Raw genomic sequence first — 21,005 nt, 5'->3', positions numbered from 1 at the left:
TGAAACGAATTCAGGGTGACGAAATTTTACTTAATACTTCAATCAATTTTTTGTTTTCCTCAGAAGTCCCTACGGTAAATCGCAAGGTATTTTCACATAAAGGTTGTGTACTTCTGTTGCGGACCACAACATTTAAATCCAATAATTGGTTATACCGTTTTTCCGCATTATCCACCTTTACCAAAACAAAATTGGCATCTGTGGGGAATATCTTTTCCACAAAGTCTATTTTGTCAAGTGCTTGAATCAAAATTTTCCTTTCCTTCAATATTTGCTCAACTTCTTTGACTACTGAATCTTGGTTAACCACGCGAGATAACGCCTTCTGTTGCGTAAGTTCGTTGACATTGTAAGGTGGTTTGATTTTGTTGAGTACCTGAATAATTTCATTGGATGCACAACAAATACCCAATCGAATCCCTGCCATCCCATAGGCCTTAGACAAGGTTTGCGTAACCACCAAATTCGGAAAGTCAGACAGTCTGGAAAGCCAGCTTTCCTGGCCGGAAAAATCAATATAGGCTTCATCGATTACCACCAAACCATCAAATCCATTTAGGATAGCCTCTATTTTGGATGTTGAAAAACGATTTCCTGTGGGATTGTTGGGGGAACACAAAAAAATGATTTTGCTGTTTTCATCAACCGTTTCGAGAATTATTTCGACATCAGGTTCAAAATCTGAGGCCAGCAAAACCTCTCTGTTTTCAACGGCGTTAATTCCTGAAAGCACCCTGTACATTCCATAGGTAGGTGGCAAAGTGATAACATTATCCACCGCAGGTTCACAAAATCCCCTAAATAACAAATCCAGTACTTCGTCACTACCATTTCCAAGTAAAATGTTCTTTTCTGAAATATTTCTTTGTGAAGCTAAAACCGCTTTAAGGCTTCTTTGTTGGGGGTCTGGATAGCGATTCACGCCATTTTCATAGGGATTTTCATTAGCATCCAAGAAAATCATCTTACTACCATCGGAAACATATTCATCCCTTGCGGAAGAATAGGGTTTTAGCCCTTTTACCGACTCTCGAACAAAGTCCTCAATATTGAATTTTTTCGTCAAACCCATTACTCCTTTGATTCCAGTTCTTTTAACCTAAGTGTAACTGCATTTTTGTGTGCCTGTAAGCCTTCCGCCTCCGCCATGAGCTCCACTGTATTTCCGATTGCTTGGATACCTTTTTCATCGATTTTCTGAAAAGTCATACTCTTCAAAAAGCTATCTAAATTTACCCCGCTATATTGCTTGGCATACCCATTTGTTGGTAAGGTATGGTTGGTGCCTGATGCATAATCCCCTGCACTTTCAGGTGTATAATTTCCAATAAAAACCGAGCCTGCGTTCACCGTGTTTTTGATATAAAAATCCTCATTTTCAACACACACTATATAGTGCTCGGGGCCATATTCATTAATTAAATCCAAAGCGACATCATCACTCCCAACAAGAATAAGTCTGCTATTGGAAACGGCCTGTTTTGCAATCTCCTTCCTAGGCAAAGCCTCCAATTGTTTTTGTACTTCTTCAGCCGTCTCATCAATGAGTTTTTTGGATGTGGAAACCAAAACCACCTGGCTATCCACTCCATGTTCTGCCTGACTCAATAAATCCGAAGCTACAAATGCTGCATTGGCTGTATTATCCGCAACCACCAATAACTCACTGGGTCCTGCTGGCATATCTATACTCACTCCATATTTTGTGGCCAGCTGCTTTGCTACCGTAACATACTGATTACCGGGACCGAATATTTTATACACTTTTGGGATACTTTCGGTGCCAAAGGTCATTCCAGCTATGGCCTGTATCCCACCCACCTTGAAGATTTGGGTAACTCCGCACAAACTTGCAGTATATAAAATCGCAGGATTAATTTTCCCTTCACTGTTTGGAGGGGAACATAATACAATTTCGTTGCAACCTGCAATCTTTGCAGGAACTGCCAACATCAAAATCGTGGAAAACAAGGGTGCCGTTCCCCCAGGAATGTAAAGACCCACTTTTTGAATAGGTCTTTTTTCTTGCCAGCATTGCACACCGGGCATAGTTTCCACGGTAACAGGTTCACTTTTTTGAGCTTTGTGAAATCGTTCTATGTTTCTTTTCGCCATCTGAATGGCGTTTTTCAATTCTTCCGAAACTTGGGCTGAAGCATTTTCAATTTCTGAGGAAGTGACTTTTAAATCCTGTAAATCCACTCCATCAAACTGCGAAGTATATTTTAGAAGCGTATTATCTCCGTCATTTTGTACTTCTGCAAAAATTCGTTCTACCGTCGCTTCAATATCCCCGACTTGCTGGGTAGGACGTTTCAAGATATTCTTCCAATCCTTTTTTGGTGGATTCTCAATTCTTTGCATCAGCGTACCATTTTCTCAATTGGACATACCAGAATCCCTTCGGCCCCTGCCTGTTTTAACTCATCAATAACTTCCCAGAAAGTACCTTGTTGAATCACGGTATGCACCGAACTCCATCCTTTTTCCGCCAACGGTAGTACCGTGGGGCTTCTCATACCAGGTAAAAGAGCTAAAATGTCATCCAACTTCTCGTTGGGCGCATTCAGAAGTACATATTTATTGTTCCTGGCTTCGAGCACGGATTGAATTCGAAATCTAAGTTTATCTAGAACTGATTCTCTTTCCTTAGAGATTTTGGGTGAGACAGCCAGTACTGCTTCACTTTTTAAAATCACTTCTACTTCCTTTAGATTGTTTTTGAAAAGTGTACTCCCGCTGGAAACAATATCGCAAATTCCATCCGCCAAACCTATGTTGGGAGCAATTTCCACAGAACCGTTGATGATATGTAAATTGGCATTTACTCCTTTCTCAGTGAGGTAGTCCTTTACCGTGTTGGGATACGAAGTGGCTATTTGTTTTCCTTCAAAATCTTTAACTGAATTATATTCAAAGGATTTAGGAACCGCCAAGGATACCCTACATTTTGAGAAATTCAATTTTTCGACGATGGAAATATCCTTCCCTTTTTCAACCAAGACATTCTCTCCCAGAATAGCAATATCCACTACTCCATCCCTCAAATATTGAGGAATATCACCGTTCCTAAGGTAAAAGACCTCCAAAGGAAAATTACGGGCTGTAGCCTTTAATTGGTCCTTACCGTTATCAATAGAAATTCCGCAGTCTTTTAGAATTTTAAGTGAATCCTCGTTCAATCGGCCACTTTTTTGAACTGCAATTCTAATTTTAGTCATGTTTCTTTTTCATTTAATCTGAGAAACCAAAAGGGTACAAAAACAAAACCCGTTTGATTTCTCAAACGGGTTAAAATATAGTTTATCTACAACAATACATTTCTACCTCGCTTGAGTGCAAGTATAAAAATGATGATGTGTACTTTGATTTCTCATTTCGGGAGTAAAAGTAAAATATATTTTTTTATCAAAAAAGGGTTATTTAGTTATTTCCCAAAATTAAAGGCAGGCCATCTCCACTTGAACCTACTACAACCACCTTGGAATTTGGTGACTGTGAGAGTTGCAAGGTGGCTTCAATGCCCTTGTCTTGAAGAATTTTATCAGTTAGTGAGGCACTCAAAATCCTGTTGGCATCTGCTTTACCTTGTGCCTCGATTCGCTGACGTTCAGCCTCTTTTTGTGCTGTAACCAAGCGGAACTCATACTCCAGTGACTCCTGCTCCTGCTTCAACTTACGCTCAATAGCTTCCTTAATTGTGGGTGGTAAGGTTACATCACGAACCAAAATTTCGTCAAGAACAATATATTGTTCATCCACGATTTTTTTGGTTTCCTCAAAAATTTCAGCCTGAATGGCATCTCGTTTACTTGAGTATAGTTGTTCGGGGGTGTACCTACCCACTACACTACGCGCTGCCGAACGGATGGTAGGTAAAATAATACGCTGCAAATAGTTTTCACCAATCTCCTGGTGAAGTTTACCCAACTGATTGTAATTAGGCTGATACCAAGCAGAGGCATCCAATTGAATATCCAGTCCATTCGAAGATAAAACCTTCATCTTTTCAAAGATCTCCTGTCTTCGTACCTCGTAAACATATACTTTGTTCCAAGGGGCAACCAAGTGAAACCCTTCCCCTAAGGGTGGCTTATCTGTAACCACACCATCACCAAAGGTTTTGTACAGTACCCCTGCTTCACCGGAACCTATGGTAATCGCTGATTTTGAAATTAAAATTATGATTAAGATTACGGCCACAATAATGGGTAATCCAATCTTTGGTAATCTATCCATGTGTTTGCTTTTTTAAATTAAACCATTGTATTTTCTTATGAACCATTCTAAGGCCAAGCAAAGTACAATAAGGCCCAAAAGTATTCTAAAGTCTATTAAAGATACGACATTTTGCTTGCTCCTTTGAATTGGTAAAGTTAGGTCAGAATTCAATAAATCTTCGGTCAAATCTTCCAATTCATTTGGTAAATAAACCTTTCCACCTGTCTTTTCCGAAAGTCTGTTTAACTTTTCATAGTTGGCCGAAAATAATTGATCTTCTTGTTTGAACTCTACAATTTTAAATGTACCCGATTTGGAAATACCTTCCCTAAGTTCCCTTACCGTAAATTCATAAGTTCCTGAATTTAAATTCCCCAAATCATATTCAAAGTAAGACCCGTTGAACAACATTGGTGCTTGTCTACCATATTCAAAATCCTTTCCAGTAATCTCGATTTGAACATTACCATTTGGGTCCAAAACGAAACTTTTGTCAAAGTACGAAGCCTTTATCCTCGCAGCTTCCGCACCTTCAAAAACCCGTTTATAGTCCAATTCCAATCTGCTTCGCTTTCCATCGCTGTTTAGAAAAAAAATCAACTTCCCAATAAAGTCATCAAAAACATTGAAATTGTTGTTTTCCAAATAACTTTTCGCTCTCCATCTCCAAACATTTTCTCCAAAAAGTACCACCTCTTTTTGGCTAGCCTTTGGGAATATGGTAAGAAGAGGAACTTCCAAATTTACTCCCTTAATGCGCTGGTTCAGGATGGTCTCATAGTCAGTGGAAATTTCTAAATCTCCAAGATTCGCCATCAGTGGTGGATAGTCTGCAGTATTAAATTCGCCTATACCAAATACAGAAAAAGACCTGTTCAAAACAGGTTGGATTTCTTCTTTCTGATTAAAATCTTCCTTAAAAAAACTTTCTTGTACTTGGTTTAAAAAACCCCAATCCGTTTGGGTACCCGTAATGGTAAAGTAATTGACATTATTGGCTTCAATAAAGTCATATGTTCTTTTAAAGTTGCCATTGGGTTGGTATAGAATAAAAACATCAGAGTTCTCAAGAATGTCTTCAGTTGCTCGGGTATTTACAATATTTAGTTGACGCTGTTCATTGGATTCTATGGACTTTTTAAGGGCCCCTATATCGGGATGTAGAATATCTGAAACCAAAGTAACATTGGTCTTTTCATCAATAACCTCTAGAGCCGCCACCTTTGAGTTATTGATTCTGTTTTTTTCATTGGCAAGTTCAGAAACTTTAAACTCCAATGTTTTTAAGCCAACACTTTCCGCTTCAATTACAGTATTTACTCGCTTACTGTTTTCTGCAGGGTCAAAGCGGACGGTTTCCTGAAACACCCTCCTACCATCCATAGTAATAACCAAGTTTTTGGCAACACTTTCTTCCCCAGTGTACTCTATAGTTGCTTCCACTGGGAATTTGTTTCCTAAAAAGGCGTAAGTATTGGTGTTGATTTGGCCAATGGCAATATCGGCATAGTCAGTGGTATCCCCTATCACAACAGGATTAACCTGAACGTTCTCTTTAAGGTTTAAGAACTCATAGTCCCTTCCCAAGGTTTGGTTTCCATCCGACAAAAGAACAATGGTATTATTTCCATTGATGAAGAGCTCATTGGTCTTTGATAGCGCATTGGCAATATTTGTATTCTGCTGTTGAAATGAAAGCGAGTCACCTTCTTCAATATCAGAACCAAATTTGAATTGGAAAAGAGAGAAACGTTCTTTGAGAGCCTCATTATTTTGAAAATTAGCCACAGCCCTTTTTATATCCTCCGCGTTTGAGGATTTAGTCATGGATGCCGAATCATCCAGGAGCAAAATAAGGTTCGACTTCTCCAAAAAATAGTCTTCATCGATAAATTTCGGATTAATCAATAAAAGAAAGGCCCCAAAAAGTACAACGAATCGTAGAGAAGCAAGAACTATCCGTAAACTTCCCTTATGTCGAGATTTAAAAAAATACTGATAAAAAACAATGGTCAACGCAGCAATGACCGCCAAAATAATTAGTAGTACCGTGCGTATCTCCATTCAAATTAGGTTAGCATCCCACCGTCAACATTCAATACTTGACCGGTGACATATCCCGATAAATCCGACGCCAGAAAGAGACAGGCATTAGCAACATCTTCTGGACTTCCTCCTCTTTTTAAAGGTATAGCGTCCCTCCATCCCTGCACTGTTTTTTCATCCAACTTATCTGTCATTTCTGTCTCAATAAATCCGGGCGCTATGGCATTGCAACGAATGTTTCTTGAACCCAACTCCAACGCCACTGATTTGGTAAACCCAATCATACCCGCCTTGGATGCGGCATAATTGGTTTGTCCGGCATTTCCTTTCACCCCAACCACACTGCTCATGTTGATAATAGAACCTTTACGTTGTTTCAGCATGGTACGTTGAACCGCCTTGGTCATGTTAAAAACAGATTTAAGGTTTATTTCTATTACCGTGTCAAAATCCGATTCACCCATGCGCATCAATAGGTTATCTTTGGTAATTCCCGCGTTGTTAATCAATACATCCACACTGCCAAACTCCTCTAGCACATTGGCTACCAAATCTTCGGATTCGCTAAAAATTGCAGCATTACTTTTATAGGCTTTGGCTTTAACCCCCATTCCTGTCAATTCCGATTCCAATTCCAGTGCAGGTGCCTCGCTTGAACTATAGGTAAATGCCACGTTGGCTCCATGCTCGCCAAATACTTTGGCAATTCCTTTCCCAATTCCTCTACTGGCCCCGGTAATAATTACATTTTTGCCTTCTAAAAGTTTCATTTTACAGTTGGTTTGAATGGTTATAACCTCAAATATAGGTCTTGTTTTTAAGTTGTTATCAAAAAAAATCCCGTAGAAAACGGGATTTACAATTCTTTTAACGAAAGCTTAGGCCATTACTTCCTTGACCTTCACTCCTATCTCTGCTGGAGAATCCACAACATGAATTCCAGACTCTCTCATAATACGTTTTTTGGCTTGGGCGGTATCATCGCTACCCCCCACAATCGCTCCGGCATGTCCCATAGTTCTTCCTGCGGGAGCAGTTTCCCCAGCGATAAACCCGACAATGGGTTTTTTACTTCCGCTTTCCTTATACCATTTCGCGGCATCCGCTTCAAGTTGCCCTCCAATTTCACCAATCATAACCACACATTCCGTTTCTGGGTCATTGATAAGCAATTCAACAGCCTCTTTCGTGGTAGTACCGATAATGGGATCTCCACCGATTCCGATAGCTGTAGTGATGCCAAGACCTTGTCTCACTACTTGGTCCGCTGCTTCATAGGTTAACGTACCCGATTTTGATACAATGCCCACGTTTCCTTTTTTGAAAACAAAACCGGGCATGATACCTACTTTGGCTTCCTCTGGAGTAATTACACCGGGACAATTGGGTCCAACCAAAGTGCAATCAAAATCTTTAATATAATCATTGGCTTTTACCATATCCGCTACTGGAATTCCTTCGGTGATGGTAATGATGACTTTAATCCCCGCACTGGCAGCCTCCATGATAGCATCTGCAGCAAACGCAGGTGGCACAAAAATAATGGTAGTATCTGCACCCACTTTTTCAACAGCTTCCTCTACCGTGTTAAATACTGGTTTTCCCAAGTGCTCCTGACCTCCTTTTCCTGGAGTAACACCACCAACCACATTGGTACCATACTCAATCATTTGACCTGCGTGGAAAGTACCTTCACTACCTGTGAAACCTTGCACAATTATTTTTGAATCTTTGTTTACTAAGACGCTCATATTATTTACTTAAAATGCGTTACAAAAATAGGTTTTGACAGTCATTTGTGCCAACCAATTCATGTTTTCTTTTTAAACTTTTCCATGAGGTAAGGGACCTGCTTTATGTAAGCCATTTGCTTCATCTTCTCCCTTGCCTCTTCTGCTGGACTACCAAAATACGTCTTGCCACCTTCGAGGGATCGTCCCACACCGGATTGGGCCAAAACAACAGCCTTTTTTCCAATAGTAATACCGCTTATTACACCCACCTGACCCCAAAGCGTGACTTCATCCTCTAGTATGGTGCAACCCGCAATTCCTGTATGCGAGGCAATCAAACACTTTTTGCCAATTACGGTATCATGTCCAATCTGGATTTGATTATCCAATTTTGCACCTTCTTTAATCGTTGTATCACCTGTTACTCCTCGGTCAATAGTGCAGGACGCTCCTATGTCCACATTATCCTCAATTACAACCCGTCCACCAGAAATCAATTTATCAAACCCTTCCGGGCGATTTTTATAATAGAAGGCATCGGCCCCCAATACCGTCCCTGCATGAATGGTCACATTGTTGCCTATAATGCAATGGTCATAGATGGATACGTTGGAATGGATGAGACAGTTCTCCCCGATTCTTACATGATTGCCAACAAAAACATTGGGCTGTATTACAGTTCCTTTTCCAATCTGTGCAGATTCTGAAATGGATGCGCTGGATGACTGAAAAGGTTTGAAGTGCAACGTTAGTTTGTTGAAATCCCGAAAAGGGTCGTCAGAAATCAATAAAGCCTTCCCTTCCGGACAATCTACTTGCTTGTTAATCAATATTATGGTTGCTTTGGATTGAAGCGCTTTATCATAATATTTTGGATGGTCCACAAAGACGATGTCCCCTTCTTCAACCACATGGATTTCGTTCATTCCCAAAACAGGAAAATCCGAAGGTCCAACATAGTCGACCCCAAGAAGGGCTGCAATACTCTCTAAAGTTTGTGGTTTAGGAAATTTCATCCCAATTACACCTTAGCACGTTCCATATACGCCCCTTTTTCTGTATCGATTTTGATTTTATCGCCTTCATTGATGAAAAGGGGTACATTAATTCTTGCACCGGTTTCTACCGTGGCAGGTTTAGTGGCGTTTGTAGCTGTATTCCCTTTAACTCCAGGTTCCGTATGAGTCACTTCCAAAATGACACTGGCCGGCATTTCCACGGAAAGGGGCATACTATCTTCTGTATTGAATAAAATGGTAACTATTTCCCCCTCCTTTAATAAGTCTGGAGAATCCAATGAACTTTTTTGAAGGGAAATTTGATTGTAATCGTCAGTGTTCATAAAGTGGAACGTGTCGCCTTCGTCATACAAATATTGGTACGAGCGTGTTTCTACACGCACATCATCTATTTTGTGTCCTGCCGAAAATGTATTGTCAATTACCTTACCTGAAGTGACACTTTTGAGCTTCGTTCTTACGAAAGCGGGCCCTTTTCCAGGTTTTACATGAAGGAATTCGACTATTTTATAAATATCATGGTTATACTTAATGCACAACCCTTTTCTAATATCTGAAGTACTTGCCATTGTTTTAATTTGAGCTAAAATATCCTTTCATGATTCCGCGTTGGGAATCTCTTATAAATTGCAGAATTTCATCGCGTTCAGGAGTCGCTTCCATCTCGGCTTCAATTATGGAAGCTGCCTGCGTATTGTTATAATTCTTTTGATAGAGTATTCTATAAATATTCTGTACCTCGCGAATTTTTTCCGAAGTGAATCCTCTACGCCGCAAACCCACAGAGTTTATTCCCACATAAGAAAGTGGTTCCCTTGCTGCTTTTACATAAGGCGGTACATCCTTACGAACCAAGGAACCTCCGGTGATAAAAGCATGATTCCCGACGGATACGAATTGATGAACAGCAACCATTCCGGCCAAAACCACGTTATTACCAACAGTCACGTGCCCCGCTAAAGTAGAATTATTACTAAAAATACTATTGTCCCCTACAACACAGTCATGCGCAATATGGCAATAGGCCATTATCAAGCAATTATTGCCGATTACCGTTTTCATTCGGTCGGAAGTACCTTTATTGATTGTGGCACACTCTCTAATCGTGGTGTTATTGCCAATATGTACCGTGGTTTCTTCACCCTGATATTTCAAATCTTGGGGCATAGCGGAGATAACCGCACCTGGAAAAATGTTACAGTTTTTCCCGATTCGGGCTCCTTCCATGATGGTTACATTAGAACCAATCCAGGTTCCCTCACCTATGGTAACATTATTATGTATTGTTGTGAACGGCTCTATTACCACGTTTTTGGCAATCTTGGCACCGGGGTGCACATATGCTAACGGCTGATTCATTTAATTTCCTTTTACTTTCGTGATTTGGGCCATGATTTCAGCTTCAGATACTAGCCTACCATTAGCGTATGCCCTTGCTTGCATTTGACAGATTCCTCGGCGTATTGGGCTCAACAGGTCCAACTTAAAAATCAAGGTGTCCCCAGGAACTACCTGTTGCTTGTATCTCACATTGTCAATTTTGAGCAGATAAGTGAGGTAGTTTTCCGGGTCTGGGACCGTGCTCAATACCAAAATACCTCCAGTCTGAGCCATGGCTTCAATTTGCAGAACACCCGGCATTACCGGAGCACCTGGAAAGTGACCCACAAAGAAAGGCTCATTCATGGTCACATTTTTTACCCCGATTACATGTTCCTCTGAAAGTTCCATGATTTTATCCACGAGCAGGAATGGTGGTCTGTGGGGAAGCATTTCCATGATTTGGGTGATATCCTTTACAGGCTTCGCATGCAAGTCAACGTCAGGAACAGAATTTCTTCTTTCCTGCTTGATAATTTTCTGAAGTTTCTTAGCAAATTGCGTGTTAACAAAATGTCCAGGTTTGTTGGCAATAACTTTTCCTCTAATTCGCGTTCCGGCCAATGCCAAATCACCTAAAACATCAAGTAATTTATGCCTTGCTGCCTCATTGGGATAATGTAGGGTGAGATTATCCAAAATTCCATTTGGTTTTACGGAGAGTTTCTTTTTTTTGAAAGCCTTCTCTAACTTTTTCATAGTGGCTTCAGAAATTTCCTTGTCTACATATACTATAGCATTGTTCAGGTCCCCACCTTTAATTAATCCGTGCTCCAAAAGCATTTCCAATTCATGAAGAAAACTGAAGGTCCTTGAATCGGCAATTTCCGATTTAAAATCAGATAGTTTTTCCAAGGTGGCATTTTGGGTGCCTAAAACCTTGGTGCCAAAATCGACCATAGTGGTTATTTGGTAGGCATCAGAAGGAATTATGGTAATCTCACTTCCAGTTGCTTCGTCTTTATACGATATTACATCCTTTACCACATATTCTTCCCTATCCAATTCTTGCTCAACGATACCGGCTTCTTCCAAAGCTTGCACAAAGAATTTGGATGACCCATCCATAATGGGAGGTTCCGGAGCATCCAATTCTATGAGTACATTGTCAATTTCCAAACCAACCAAAGCAGCCAATACATGCTCAGAAGTTTGAATCCGAACACCATTTTTTTCAAGGTTGGTACCTCGCTGTGTGTTGACCACATAGCTGGCATCTGCCTCAATAATTGGTTCACCCTCCAGATCAACGCGCTTGAATGCGAATCCATGGTTCTCCTTGGCAGGCACAAAGGACATGGTAACGGTTTCACCCGTATGCAAACCCACGCCTTCAAGGGTTACCTTTTTCTCAATGGTACGTTGCTTTGTATTAGTCATCGTCGCCTTTAAGCTTTTTTTCTAATTTGTTTATTGAATTAACCAGTTTTGGCAAGTTTTTAAAATGGACATAGGACTTGTTATAGTCTCCATAATTTAGGGCCGGAGAGCCTTGTAATACTTCGTCATCCTTAACGTTACGTCCAATTCCTGATTGGGCCTGGATGCGTACCCTATCCCCTATGGTAATATGTCCCACAATACCAACCTGTCCTCCGATAAGACAGTGTTTGCCAATCTTGGTAGATCCTGCAATTCCCGTTTGGGCTGCTATGGCCGTATGTTCACCAATTTCTACATTGTGGGCAATTTGAATTTGATTATCCAGCTTAACCCCTTTTCTTAATATGGTTGATCCAAGAGTTGCCCTATCGATAGTGGTTCCAGCACCAACATCCACATGGTCCTCTAGAATCACATTCCCAGTTTGGGGTACCTTACTGTATTCTCCGTTTTCATTGGGCGTAAACCCAAAACCGTCAGCTCCAATAATGGCACCACTGTGAATTACGCAATTATTGCCAATCACAGATTCAGAGTAAATTTTGGCACCTGCAAAGACCAAGACATTTTCTCCTATCGTCACATTTTCTCCTATATATACGTTAGGATATATTTTGACATTATTTCCAATTTTTACGTTGTCCCCCAAATACGAAAAAGCACCTAGATAAAACCCCTCCCCATATTTCGCGGTTTCTGCAATGAAAGAGGGCTGTTCTATTCCAACCTTATTGCTTTTCACCTGATTGTAATATTCCAAAAGCTTGGAAAAAGATTTATATGCATCCTCAACTTTTATCAGTGTGGTGGATAGTTCTTGCTCCGGAATAAAATCCTTGTTTACAATGGTAATTGAAGCCTTTGTAGAATAGATGTATGAGGTATATTTTGGATTGGCCAGAAAGGTTAACGAGCCCGTTTCGCCTTCCTCTATTTTTGATAATTTATGTACTGCAATCTGAGGATTTCCCTCAACCTCTCCCTCTAAAATACCTGCAATTTGGGTGGCCGTAAATTTCATTGCTGCAAAAGTAACAAAATTTGATAAACGGTTATTTGGGATAACAGATATAGTGTTTGGTTACTTTTTTGGTCAAAGCACTAAGACTTAATTGGTCAGATTCTTTGAGCAAATGTGTCACCTTACCATTCTTCTTTAAGATATTAATGGTCTGGTAGCTTTCGTCATAAGCTGTATTCGCTACTTCTCCCCTAAACACAAAATATGAAGCATCATCTTCTGAAACATTGAAGGTTTCCATTACACTTTGCAGCTTTTCTTGCCACTTTGATTCAGCAACCTTTCCATTTTTCATCTTAATGTGGGGAAGCTTTCTATTAAGCAGCATTTTACATAAACTGGAAAGCACAAAATCGCTATGGGATTGCCAATTTTTTAAAGCCGAGAGAACATCAATATCATCCAACTGCGTAAAACGATTAAGGGTTTCTAGGGTGAACAATCCTGGTTGTTTTAATTGTAAAAAATAAGTCAAGGTGTCACTACAGTTCAAGGAGTGTCCATTTTTTAAAAGCGACTTCGCCCGATTCATTATACGAATAAGTACTTGTTCCGCTACCAAACCTGTTTTATGCAAATACACCTGCCAGTACATGAACCGCCGGGCCATTAGAAACTTTTCCACGGCGTAAATGCCCTTTTCTTCCAAAACCAAATTTCCCTCAACTACATTGAGCATGAAAATCAAACGTTCTGAGTTGATATTACCTTCGGTAACCCCTGCGTAAAAACTATCTCTTTTCAAATAGTCCAGCCTATCCATGTCCAATTGACTGGAAACCAACTGATTCATAAAAGGTCTATGATAGCTACCCTGAAAGATTTGGATAGCTACCTCCAATGCTCCTGAAAAATCTTGGTTGAGGGCCTGCATCAGTTTTAACGAAATGGCCTCGTGCGAAACATTTTCGACAATTAATCCTTCCAAGGCATGGGAAAAAGGACCATGTCCTATATCATGCAAAAGAATGGCGCATAATAGGCCTGTTTCCTCCTCTTCCGAAATTTCAACCTCCTTAGATCGTAGAATTTGTATGGCTTTCGTCATCAAATGCATACACCCCAAAGCGTGGTGAAAACGTGTGTGGTGGGCACCTGGGTATACCAAATAGGACATGCCCATCTGTGAGATACGTCGTAATCGTTGGAAATAGGGGTGTCCAATCAAGTCAAAAATAAGTTCATTAGGAGTTCCAATAAAACCGTAAATTGGATCGTTAAAGACTTTAAGCTTGTTGGTTGTGACCAATGCAGTCGACTTTTAAAAGCTGTAAAGATAGCACTATATGAAAAAAATCACCATTCTATGGGTAGATGATGAAATTGACCTACTCAAACCTCACATTCTCTTTTTAGAAAATAAAAACTACGAGGTCGTCACTAGTCAAAGTGGGCAAGATGCGCTTGAGGAAATAAAGAATACTTTTTTCGACATTGTTTTTTTGGATGAAAATATGCCCGGTATTTCGGGTTTGGACACCTTAAATGAAATAAAACAATATGATGATTCCATCCCAGTGGTCATGATTACCAAAAGTGAGGAAGAATACATCATGGATGAGGCCATTGGTTCCAAGATCGCTGACTATCTTATAAAGCCGGTGAATCCTAATCAAATACTACTTTCTTTAAAAAAGAGTTTGGACAATTCCAGATTGGTATCCGAAAAAACCACAGCCAATTACCAGCAGGAATTTCGAAAGATTGCTATGGATTTATCCATGGTAAACAGTCATGAGGAATGGGCGGAACTCTATAAAAAATTGATTTATTGGGAGCTACAACTAGAGCAAATCGAGGATTCCGGGATGTTTGAAATTTTGGAATCGCAAAAAGTTGAGGCAAATTCCCAATTCAGCAAGTTTGTAGATAAAAACTATCAGGATTGGTTCAACACAGACGACGGTCCCATCATGTCCCATACCCTATTCCGAAATAGGATACAACCTGAATTGGAATCCAGCAAAACTTTGCTGATTGTAATAGACAATTTACGATATGACCAGTGGCTGGCTTTTGAAAAGGTATTGGGTGTACATTATAAAAAGAAAAAGGAGTGTTCTTATTTCAGTATTCTACCCACGGCTACGCAATACGCAAGAAATGCCATTTTCTCCGGACTTACCCCTCTGGACATGGAGAAAAAATATCCGAATTGGTGGAAAAACGATACCGATGAAGGCGGTAAAAATCTCTTCGAAGCCGAGTTTTTGGGAGAACAACTGAAGAGACTAGGTCTAAACTTGAATTGGGAGTACCATAAAATAAGTACACTAAAACAAGGGAAACATCTCGCCCAAAATTTCCGTTCGCAAAAGGATAATGACCTAACGGTCTTGGTCTATAATTTTGTGGACATGCTCTCCCATGCCAAAACCGAAATGGAAGTTATCAAAGAATTGGCATCCAATGATAAAGCGTATCGTTCTTTGACTTTAAGCTGGTTCAAGAACTCACCCTTACTGGACATCATTCAACAAGCCCAAAGTCTAGGTATGAAACTGATTCTGACCACGGACCATGGAACCATTAATGTAAAACAACCGTCCAAGGTTATTGGAGATAGAGAGACTAGTCTGAATCTTCGGTATAAAACTGGCCGAAGCCTTACCTATGAGGGTAAAGATGTGTTGGCCACGAAGAATCCACAAGAAATCCATCTTCCCAATATCAATCTCAGTAGTCGGTTTATCTTCGCTAAAAACGATCTTTTCTTCGCGTATCCCAACAATTACAACCACTATGTAAGCTATTATCGAAATACGTATCAACATGGAGGGGTTTCACTTGAGGAAATGATTGTACCTTTTGTAGTTTTGGAAGCGAAATAAAGAGAGGTGAAAAAGGAATTTACTTTAGAAAGTATCGATAGCGTAGCAGAAGAATTGCTTCGAACTGTAAACCATAAAGTGCTGTGTTTTCATGGGGAAATGGGAGCTGGTAAGACTACATTAATAAAAAAATTGGTGGAAGCTCTTGGAGGAATTGATGCAGCGAACAGTCCTACTTTTGGGCTGGTCAATGAATACCACAATCAAAAAAATGAGTTGTTAGGGTATCATTTTGATTTTTATCGAATTGAAGATGAAAGCGAAATTTATGATTTAGGTTTTGAGGATTATCTTACATCCCACGCTTGGTTGTTTATTGAATGGCCTGAAAAAGTAAGCTCGGTTTTGCCAGAAAATACTGAAAACATCCACATACGCTTTATCGATGAAAACACACGTTCAATCGAGTTAAATCCCTAAAACCAAACAATCCCCCTATCTTCAGGAAACCATTCATGAGGTGATTTGGAATCGATGAAAAGTCTGCTTTTTCGGATAAAATGCAAATTTTATCGGTGAAGTGTAGGTAGGCTTGAAATATTTTCCTACTTTCGCTCTTAGTGAATGAATTCATTTATTAACCAAAAACTCTTTTACGATGAACACTAAAAGATTATTTTTTGGAGTACTAGCTGTTGCTTTTTTAACTTTGACAGCAGTATCAACAACGGTTATTGGTGAAGATACCCTAGAAACTACAACTAGTATTCAAAAGGGTAAAATAAAGATGGAATAGTTTTCATCTTTTTCCAATATCTAAGAAAACCCTTTTAATTAAGGGTTTTTTTGTACAATAATTTCATCATAGAACAGTTATAGGTCTATGAGTGATAAGAAAAAAGTTCATAGAAAATTTATTATTGAGGGAATTTTAGTTCTTTTAATTGCTACCACTCCATTAGCATTCTACTTTTACAAATACCTACCCACTGGCACTTCAGAGCTTTCTCTGCTTGGATTGAAGCTTACTGCTAATGGGTTTGAAGATACTGCTACAGCAATTTATTTCTATGGAACAAAGCTGGTACCTCTTGTTCTACTTATTGTTTGGTTTGTTACGAATAAAAACTGGTGGTATCATGCCATTATTATCCCAATTGCAATGTATAGTTTCCAGTTATACGGAGCTATCAAAACAACTGAAGCCACCGATGCAATTGATGAAAATGAAATTCTTTACATTTTGGCGGTAACAATGGTAATTACACCTGTAGTTTATTTCATTAGGGTGAAATTAGTAGACAAACACGTTCATGGCATAGACCTTGATGCCATGGATACTGAACTGCAAATTCTCAAAGAAAAAGAGGAGTTGCGTAAAGAGCGGGAGAAACTGGAACAACGCCAACAAGTCCTTTCCAAAAAAGTGTAAATTTGTTTTGTACTCTTACAGGTATAGCCAACGGATTTACAAGGTATGAACCAACCCTCCTCCCCTTTTAGTAAACAACAACTTCTTCCTCAAGAAGAAACCTTGGAAATTCTCAAACAAAAGGGAGAACTTTTTATTGGATTGCCCAAGGAGAATCAATACCAAGAAAAACGGATATGCCTCACCCCAGATGCAGTCAACGCCATTACTGCGCATGGACATCGGGTGCTGATAGAATCCGGTGCCGGTGAAGGGGCCAACTTTTCAGATGCGGACTACACCAATGCCGGTGGGGAAATTACTAGGGATACCAAAAAAGTGTTTTCCTGTCCTTTGATTTTAAAGGTGGAGCCCCCTACCCTATCTGAAATGGATATGCTGAACCCACAGACTATTGTCATCTCAGCATTACAGATAAAAACCCAATCCAAGGGCTATTTTGAGACCATGGCCAAAAAGCGATTGACGGCCATCGCCTTTGAGTACATTCGGGATGAGGATGGGAAATACCCAGCTGTGCGTTCGCTCAGTGAAATCGCGGGTATCTCCTCTATTTTGATTGCCTCGGAATTGATGGCCACCACCAATAAAGGAAATGGTTTGATGTTTGGGAACATTAGCGGTGTTCCTCCAGTTGAAGTGGTTATTATTGGTGCAGGTACCGTTGGGGAATTTGCAGCCCGCTCGGCTTTGGGTCTAGGCGCTAATATCAAAGTGTTTGATAATTCCCTTACGAAACTTAGAAATCTGCAAACCAACCTCAAGCAAACCGTCTACACCTCTACTGTACAACCCAAAAATTTACTGAAGGCCCTAAAGCGGTGTGATGTAGCCATTGGAGCGACCCGGGGGAAGGATAGAACCCCGATTGTGGTATCCAGCACCATGGTCGAAAATATGAAAAAGGGAGCTGTCATTATTGATGTAAGTATTGATATGGGCGGGTGTTTTGAGACCTCAGAGGTAACCAGCCACGACAAACCCACTATAGAAAAGTTTGATGTTATTCATTATGGGGTTCCCAATATTCCCTCGCGTTATCCAAGAACTTCTTCGATTTCTATCAGCAATATTTTCACTCCCTATCTCTTAAAAATTGGAGAAGATGGCGGGTTGGAGCATTCGCTTCGTTTTGACAAGGGATTGCGCAATGGGCTATATATGTACCATGGTATTTTAACCAACAAATCTGTTGGGGACTGGTTTGGGCTTTCGTATAACGATATTAATTTTCTGATTTTTTAAGTGCTCATGGGGTTTTTGCGACGCTTGGGATGGTACTTGGTTGGCCTAGCCATTGGGATTATCTTTTTGGTGTTCTTTTTTAAAAAGAAAGCAGATGAAACCGATACCGAATTCTGTTACTTTCCCAATTGTAGGGTTTTAAAAGATTTACGTTCCAAACCTTTGGTGTTTGGAGACCAATTGGAAGAAAAGTTTAGAGACACCTTATTGATACAATCCTTTCTCTTAGATGGTGATATTGATTTTGGAAGAAGTGATACAAAATCTGAACCCTGCAAAACCTATTATATTGAGAAGGAATGGGAAGCAATGAGCTATATGCTAACAGCACAAAGTTGTCCCGAAAATGTAGTTGTCCAAGCAATTGTCATGCTGGAATAACTTCTGTTTTCCTATTAATCATCCAACTTCCTACGCTTTTTTTCCTTTTGTAAGAGGGATAATTCTCTTGTGGTTTGTCCGGCAACCGAAGTATTTTCTTCTGCCCTTCGGATAAGATAGGGCATCACGTCTCGTACCGGACCGTAGGGAACATATTTTGCCGCGTTGTAACCTGAAGCAGACAAGTTGTAGGTAATATGATCGCTCATACCATATAGTTGTCCAAACCAAATATGGTCATGGCCTGGTTCCATCTGTTGTTTTTCCATAAACTCCACCAACTTCATGCAGCTCAATTCATTATGGGTACCCGCAAAAATGGACATTTGTCCCAGGTTTTCCATCATATACTGAATAGCTGCGTCAAAGTTTTCGTCTGTGGCTTGTTTAGATTCACAAATGGGTGTGGGATATCCTTGCTCCTTGGCGCGCTCATTTTCTTTTTCCATATAGGCACCACGTACCACTTTTAGTCCGACCTTGAATTTTTCCAAAGAGGCAATTTCGTTGAGTTCCTTAATATAGTCCAATCGGTCCCACCGATACATTTGCGCCGTGTTGTATACGACAGCTTTGGTTTTATTGTATTTGCGCATCATGTCAAGCGCCAAATCATCCGCTGCTTTTTGCATCCAACTCTCTTCAGCATCAATCAATAAGGCAACATCCAAATCGAATGCTTTTTTACAGACCCTGTCATAACGCTCCACAATGCGTTGCCATTCTTCGGATTCTGATGCTGCCAATGATTTTCCTACACTCATCTTTTCGTACAATTCAAAACGCCCGAACCCTGTGGGTTTAAAAACAGCGAAAGGGATAGCGTCTTTTTCTTTAACGAAGTCAAGGACATCCAAAGTTTTTTGTAGGGCAAAATCAAACTGGTCCTCCACTTCTTTGCCTTCTACAGAATAATCCAAAATGGAACACACCCCTTTTTGGTACATCTTGTCGATGATAGAAAGACAATCTTCCTCGGTGGTCCCACCACAGAAATGGTCAAACACCGTAGCACGAATCAATCCCTCTACGGGAAGGTGTGCCTTTATAGCAAAGTTCGTAACAGCCGTTCCAATTCTAACCAAGGGTTCATTAGCTATCAACTTGAATAAAAAGTAAGCCCTTTCGAGTTCCGAGTCCGTTTTCAACTCGAAAGCTATTGCCGTATTCTCAAAATTCAGGTTCATTTTTGACAATCCATTAATGAATCAAATATAAGTAGGCTTTCTGTAAGATTATCGATAAAATAATCTTTATTTAGTGGATTATTTCCAATATGAATTCTATCGCATCAGACTCATATAACGTGTACTTGGAAGAGTTGGCGGAGGCGGCAATACTCCAGCATATTCAGGTAAAAAAGTACTCGAAGGTTTTTGTTTTGGTTGATGAAAACACTAAGAAATACTGTTTGCCCAAGTTCTTGGAATTCGCAGGTGATGCTATTGATGAAACCCTTGAGATATCTTCTGGTGAAGAAAACAAGACCATACAGACCTGCACTGAAGTTTGGCGTGAACTTTCCAATTTGGGCGCAGACAGACAAAGTCTGCTTATCAATTTGGGAGGAGGGGTACTCACGGATTTGGGCGGTTTTGTAGCCTCTACTTTTAAGAGGGGGATTGATTTTATAAACATTCCCACTACCCTATTGTCCATGGTGGATGCTTCGATTGGTGGTAAAACCGGTGTTGATTTTGGCTCATTAAAAAATCAAATCGGCGTCATAAACCAACCCCAAATGGTCCTTATTTTTCCAAAGTTATTGGAGACTTTAGATAAACGACAGCTTACCAGTGGTTTTGCCGAAATGCTCAAGCACGGTCTCATCAAAGACCAGCTGTATTGGGAAAATCTGAGAAATCTTACCGAATTCGCGAATTCAGATTGCATAAAGAAATCTATCGCTATCAAAAATGAAGTAGTGATGGAGGACCCTACAGAAAAGGGTATTCGAAAAATCCTGAACTACGGTCATACGTTGGGGCATGCTATTGAATCATACTTTTTGAAGAATCCAGAAAAATCTACTCTTTTGCATGGGGAAGCCATTGCTGTGGGGATGATTCTTGAAGGGTACCTTTCCCACGAACTTAAAGGTCTGTCGATGCTATCATTGGAAGATATCAAAACCACCTTTTTAAACTATTTTAAAAAAGTCGATTTTACGGAAGAGGACATCCGAATCATAATCGATTTGTTAAAGCACGACAAAAAGAACACACATGGAGATGTCAATTTTGTGTTATTGCAAGAAATAGGTTCTGCGGTCTTGGATGTAAAAGTACCCACCGAATTATTTGAAAAGGCATTCGCTTACTACAAACAGTAATCGGTTCATATACTAAATACCCCCGTTTACAACTCTTCGTG

21 protein-coding genes are annotated in these 21,005 nt (G+C 40.1%); 7 read left to right on the top strand and 14 right to left on the bottom strand.

Annotation, left to right across the window (positions count from 1 at the left end):
• Positions 1–10: 10 nt before the first annotated feature.
• The 13 genes from hisC to ACSLUF_RS08055 form a co-directional block, all read right to left on the bottom strand.
• Entirely contained in the window at positions 11–1,072 is a 1,062-nt protein-coding gene (gene hisC, locus ACSLUF_RS08115; RefSeq protein ID WP_435625608.1) for a histidinol-phosphate transaminase, read from the bottom strand.
• Positions 1,072–2,364 carry a histidinol dehydrogenase gene (gene hisD, locus ACSLUF_RS08110; protein WP_435625607.1) on the bottom strand — a complete coding sequence of 431 codons (1,293 nt, stop codon included), beginning with the start codon at positions 2,362–2,364 and terminating at the stop codon, positions 1,072–1,074. The genes hisC and hisD overlap by 1 nt, the downstream gene beginning before the upstream one ends.
• Entirely contained in the window at positions 2,364–3,221 is an 858-nt protein-coding gene (gene hisG, locus ACSLUF_RS08105) for an ATP phosphoribosyltransferase (protein ID WP_435625606.1), read from the bottom strand. The genes hisD and hisG overlap by 1 nt, the downstream gene beginning before the upstream one ends.
• Positions 3,222–3,423: 202 nt before the next feature.
• Entirely contained in the window at positions 3,424–4,239 is an 816-nt protein-coding gene (locus ACSLUF_RS08100) for a prohibitin family protein (RefSeq protein ID WP_435625605.1), read from the bottom strand.
• Positions 4,240–4,251: 12 nt separating this feature from the next.
• On the bottom strand, positions 4,252–6,285 hold the full coding sequence (locus ACSLUF_RS08095) for a vWA domain-containing protein (protein ID WP_435625604.1): 2,034 nt from the start codon (positions 6,283–6,285) through the stop codon (positions 4,252–4,254).
• Between the two features lie 5 nt (positions 6,286–6,290).
• On the bottom strand, positions 6,291–7,037 hold the full coding sequence (gene fabG, locus ACSLUF_RS08090) for a 3-oxoacyl-[acyl-carrier-protein] reductase (protein ID WP_435625603.1): 747 nt from the start codon (positions 7,035–7,037) through the stop codon (positions 6,291–6,293).
• A gap of 108 nt (positions 7,038–7,145) precedes the next feature.
• Entirely contained in the window at positions 7,146–8,018 is an 873-nt protein-coding gene (gene sucD / locus ACSLUF_RS08085) for a succinate--CoA ligase subunit alpha (RefSeq protein WP_435625602.1), read from the bottom strand.
• Between the two features lie 59 nt (positions 8,019–8,077).
• On the bottom strand, positions 8,078–9,016 hold the full coding sequence (locus tag ACSLUF_RS08080; protein ID WP_435625601.1) for a UDP-3-O-(3-hydroxymyristoyl)glucosamine N-acyltransferase: 939 nt from the start codon (positions 9,014–9,016) through the stop codon (positions 8,078–8,080).
• A 5-nt stretch (positions 9,017–9,021) separates the two neighbouring features.
• On the bottom strand, positions 9,022–9,588 hold the full coding sequence (gene efp / locus ACSLUF_RS08075) for an elongation factor P (RefSeq protein WP_435625600.1): 567 nt from the start codon (positions 9,586–9,588) through the stop codon (positions 9,022–9,024).
• A 4-nt stretch (positions 9,589–9,592) separates the two neighbouring features.
• On the bottom strand, positions 9,593–10,378 hold the full coding sequence (gene lpxA, locus ACSLUF_RS08070) for an acyl-ACP--UDP-N-acetylglucosamine O-acyltransferase (protein WP_435625599.1): 786 nt from the start codon (positions 10,376–10,378) through the stop codon (positions 9,593–9,595).
• The gene (locus tag ACSLUF_RS08065) at positions 10,379–11,779 is read right to left on the bottom strand and encodes a bifunctional UDP-3-O-[3-hydroxymyristoyl] N-acetylglucosamine deacetylase/3-hydroxyacyl-ACP dehydratase (protein ID WP_435625598.1); all 1,401 of its coding nucleotides are present in this window, start codon (positions 11,777–11,779) and stop codon (positions 10,379–10,381) included.
• Entirely contained in the window at positions 11,772–12,803 is a 1,032-nt protein-coding gene (gene lpxD / locus ACSLUF_RS08060; protein WP_435625597.1) for a UDP-3-O-(3-hydroxymyristoyl)glucosamine N-acyltransferase, read from the bottom strand. Before lpxD ends, ACSLUF_RS08065 begins: the two co-directional genes overlap by 8 nt.
• 31 nt (positions 12,804–12,834) lie before the next feature.
• Complete coding sequence (locus tag ACSLUF_RS08055; RefSeq protein WP_435625596.1) at positions 12,835–14,052, bottom strand: HD domain-containing protein; 1,218 nt, start codon at positions 14,050–14,052, stop codon at positions 12,835–12,837.
• A 37-nt stretch (positions 14,053–14,089) separates the two neighbouring features.
• Between ACSLUF_RS08055 and ACSLUF_RS08050 the strand changes: the two genes are divergently transcribed.
• The 6 genes from ACSLUF_RS08050 (at position 14,090) to ACSLUF_RS08025 (ending at position 18,632) form a co-directional block, all read left to right on the top strand.
• Positions 14,090–15,634: a PglZ domain-containing protein gene (locus ACSLUF_RS08050; RefSeq protein ID WP_435625595.1), complete on the top strand. Its 1,545-nt coding sequence runs from the start codon at positions 14,090–14,092 to the stop codon at positions 15,632–15,634.
• Between the two features lie 6 nt (positions 15,635–15,640).
• Entirely contained in the window at positions 15,641–16,054 is a 414-nt protein-coding gene (tsaE, locus tag ACSLUF_RS08045; RefSeq protein WP_435625594.1) for a tRNA (adenosine(37)-N6)-threonylcarbamoyltransferase complex ATPase subunit type 1 TsaE, read from the top strand.
• Positions 16,055–16,232: 178 nt separating this feature from the next.
• Positions 16,233–16,370, top strand: a complete 138-nt coding sequence (locus tag ACSLUF_RS08040) for a hypothetical protein (protein ID WP_435625593.1) — start codon at positions 16,233–16,235, stop codon at positions 16,368–16,370.
• An 87-nt stretch (positions 16,371–16,457) separates the two neighbouring features.
• Positions 16,458–17,006, top strand: coding sequence for a hypothetical protein (locus ACSLUF_RS08035; protein WP_435625592.1), 549 nt, complete (start codon positions 16,458–16,460; stop codon positions 17,004–17,006).
• Positions 17,007–17,051: 45 nt separating this feature from the next.
• Positions 17,052–18,251: an alanine dehydrogenase gene (locus ACSLUF_RS08030; protein ID WP_435625591.1), complete on the top strand. Its 1,200-nt coding sequence runs from the start codon at positions 17,052–17,054 to the stop codon at positions 18,249–18,251.
• Between the two features lie 6 nt (positions 18,252–18,257).
• Complete coding sequence (locus ACSLUF_RS08025) at positions 18,258–18,632, top strand: DUF4258 domain-containing protein (RefSeq protein ID WP_435625590.1); 375 nt, start codon at positions 18,258–18,260, stop codon at positions 18,630–18,632.
• 14 nt (positions 18,633–18,646) lie between these two features.
• On the opposite strand, the gene ACSLUF_RS08020 is transcribed toward ACSLUF_RS08025, so the two are convergent.
• Positions 18,647–19,819, bottom strand: a complete 1,173-nt coding sequence (locus ACSLUF_RS08020) for a proline dehydrogenase family protein (RefSeq protein WP_435625589.1) — start codon at positions 19,817–19,819, stop codon at positions 18,647–18,649.
• 89 nt (positions 19,820–19,908) lie between these two features.
• Here ACSLUF_RS08020 and aroB point away from each other — a divergent pair, with 89 nt between their 5' ends.
• Positions 19,909–20,964 carry a 3-dehydroquinate synthase gene (aroB, locus tag ACSLUF_RS08015; RefSeq protein WP_435625588.1) on the top strand — a complete coding sequence of 352 codons (1,056 nt, stop codon included), beginning with the start codon at positions 19,909–19,911 and terminating at the stop codon, positions 20,962–20,964.
• Positions 20,965–21,005 lie beyond the last annotated feature (41 nt).

The organism is Flagellimonas sp. (genome assembly GCF_965601775.1).
GTDB lineage: Bacteria > Bacteroidota > Bacteroidia > Flavobacteriales > Flavobacteriaceae > Flagellimonas.
The sequence above is the reverse complement of the archived record's forward strand: the minus strand, read 5'-3'. Positions and strand labels throughout refer to the sequence as shown.

Bases quoted from the DNA above. Each gene is read 5' to 3' on its own strand.
- hisC (WP_435625608.1), bottom strand. From the start codon at position 1,072: ATGGGTTTGACGAAAAAATTCAATATTGAGGACTTTGTTCGAGAGTCG.
- hisD (WP_435625607.1), bottom strand. From the start codon at position 2,364: ATGCAAAGAATTGAGAATCCACCAAAAAAGGATTGGAAGAATATCTTG.
- hisG (WP_435625606.1), bottom strand. From the start codon at position 3,221: ATGACTAAAATTAGAATTGCAGTTCAAAAAAGTGGCCGATTGAACGAG.
- ACSLUF_RS08100 (WP_435625605.1), bottom strand. From the start codon at position 4,239: ATGGATAGATTACCAAAGATTGGATTACCCATTATTGTGGCCGTAATC.
- ACSLUF_RS08095 (WP_435625604.1), bottom strand. From the start codon at position 6,285: ATGGAGATACGCACGGTACTACTAATTATTTTGGCGGTCATTGCTGCG.
- fabG (WP_435625603.1), bottom strand. From the start codon at position 7,037: ATGAAACTTTTAGAAGGCAAAAATGTAATTATTACCGGGGCCAGTAGA.
- sucD (WP_435625602.1), bottom strand. From the start codon at position 8,018: ATGAGCGTCTTAGTAAACAAAGATTCAAAAATAATTGTGCAAGGTTTC.
- ACSLUF_RS08080 (WP_435625601.1), bottom strand. From the start codon at position 9,016: ATGAAATTTCCTAAACCACAAACTTTAGAGAGTATTGCAGCCCTTCTT.
- efp (WP_435625600.1), bottom strand. From the start codon at position 9,588: ATGGCAAGTACTTCAGATATTAGAAAAGGGTTGTGCATTAAGTATAAC.
- lpxA (WP_435625599.1), bottom strand. From the start codon at position 10,378: ATGAATCAGCCGTTAGCATATGTGCACCCCGGTGCCAAGATTGCCAAA.
- ACSLUF_RS08065 (WP_435625598.1), bottom strand. From the start codon at position 11,779: ATGACTAATACAAAGCAACGTACCATTGAGAAAAAGGTAACCCTTGAA.
- lpxD (WP_435625597.1), bottom strand. From the start codon at position 12,803: ATGAAATTTACGGCCACCCAAATTGCAGGTATTTTAGAGGGAGAGGTT.
- ACSLUF_RS08050 (WP_435625595.1), top strand. From the start codon at position 14,090: ATGAAAAAAATCACCATTCTATGGGTAGATGATGAAATTGACCTACTC.
- ACSLUF_RS08040 (WP_435625593.1), top strand. From the start codon at position 16,233: ATGAACACTAAAAGATTATTTTTTGGAGTACTAGCTGTTGCTTTTTTA.
- ACSLUF_RS08035 (WP_435625592.1), top strand. From the start codon at position 16,458: ATGAGTGATAAGAAAAAAGTTCATAGAAAATTTATTATTGAGGGAATT.
- ACSLUF_RS08030 (WP_435625591.1), top strand. From the start codon at position 17,052: ATGAACCAACCCTCCTCCCCTTTTAGTAAACAACAACTTCTTCCTCAA.
- ACSLUF_RS08025 (WP_435625590.1), top strand. From the start codon at position 18,258: ATGGGGTTTTTGCGACGCTTGGGATGGTACTTGGTTGGCCTAGCCATT.
- ACSLUF_RS08020 (WP_435625589.1), bottom strand. From the start codon at position 19,819: ATGAACCTGAATTTTGAGAATACGGCAATAGCTTTCGAGTTGAAAACG.
- aroB (WP_435625588.1), top strand. From the start codon at position 19,909: ATGAATTCTATCGCATCAGACTCATATAACGTGTACTTGGAAGAGTTG.